A 924-nucleotide genomic window follows, 5' to 3' on the forward strand; every position below is an offset into this window, starting at 1 on the left:
CGAGGATCGGTCCACCGGACATCGACACGGCCATGACAGCGCCGGTGTAGCCGGAGTAGCGGCCACGATCACGAGGCGAGACGATCGTGCCGATGATGGCGATGACGAGTGCCGTCAGGCCACCCATGCCGATGCCCTGGACGACGCGCGCGGCGAGCAGAACCGGGACGCTGTGGGCGAAACCGGCAATCAGCGAGCCCGCGACGAAGATGAGGATCGCGCTCTGAACCAGGACCTTCTTGTTGAACAGGTCGGCGAGCTTGCCCCAGATGGGCGTCGAGGCCGCGTTGGCGAGCAATGCAGTGGTGATAACCCAGGCGTAGGCGGTCTGCGACCCCTGTAGGTCACCGATGATGGTCGGCAGAGCCGTCGACACGATGGTGGTGCTGAGCAGCGCGGTGAACAGCGCGGCCAGTAGGCCGGTGAGGGCTTCGAGGATCTGCCGGTGGGACATGGCGTCGGGATCCGACACCTGGGTATTGGGCGGAGCATCTGTGGTGGTCATGTCTTATCTCGCAATCAGTTTCAAGTGCGCTACGTCCTGCGCGTCTTCTTCGAATGTGCTGTTGAGCTTCTGGATCGACGCGAGAGCGGCAAGTGCTTCCGTTTCGCTCCACTCGCTCAACATCTCTCGCAGTCGCGTGGCGCGACGGTCCCAGATGACCTTGAGCTTCTCCTGGCCCTCGTCCGAGACGCAGACGCGCGATGCGCGCTTGTCGTCCGGATCGGGGGTCCGGTCGATGTATCCGAGGTCCACGAGGTCTGCGAGTTGCCGGCTGAGGGCGGACTGGCTGACGCAGAGCCTGTTGGCGAGGTCGGTCTGTCTGCATTCACCCTCGGTCGCGAGGATGGCCAGTACTCCGGTCAGCGCCTGCGGCAGCGGTGAAGCCTCATCTCCGGTGGTCACGGCCCGCTTGAGCACAC

General features: G+C 64.4%; 2 protein-coding genes. Both read right to left on the reverse strand.

Annotation, left to right across the window (positions count from 1 at the left end):
* Positions 1 to 505 (reverse strand): MFS transporter (locus A2J03_RS18890; RefSeq protein WP_156520458.1); only part of this gene is annotated, 505 nt, incomplete at its 3' end.
* Positions 506 to 508: 3 nt separating this feature from the next.
* Positions 509 to 922 (reverse strand): MarR family winged helix-turn-helix transcriptional regulator, encoded by a 414-nt coding sequence (locus A2J03_RS18895; RefSeq protein ID WP_068377000.1) that lies wholly within the window; start codon positions 920 to 922, stop codon positions 509 to 511.
* Positions 923 to 924: the final 2 nt, after the last annotated feature.

Origin of the sequence: Rhodococcus sp. EPR-157, assembly GCF_001647195.1 — a bacterium.
GTDB lineage: Bacteria > Actinomycetota > Actinomycetes > Mycobacteriales > Mycobacteriaceae > Rhodococcoides.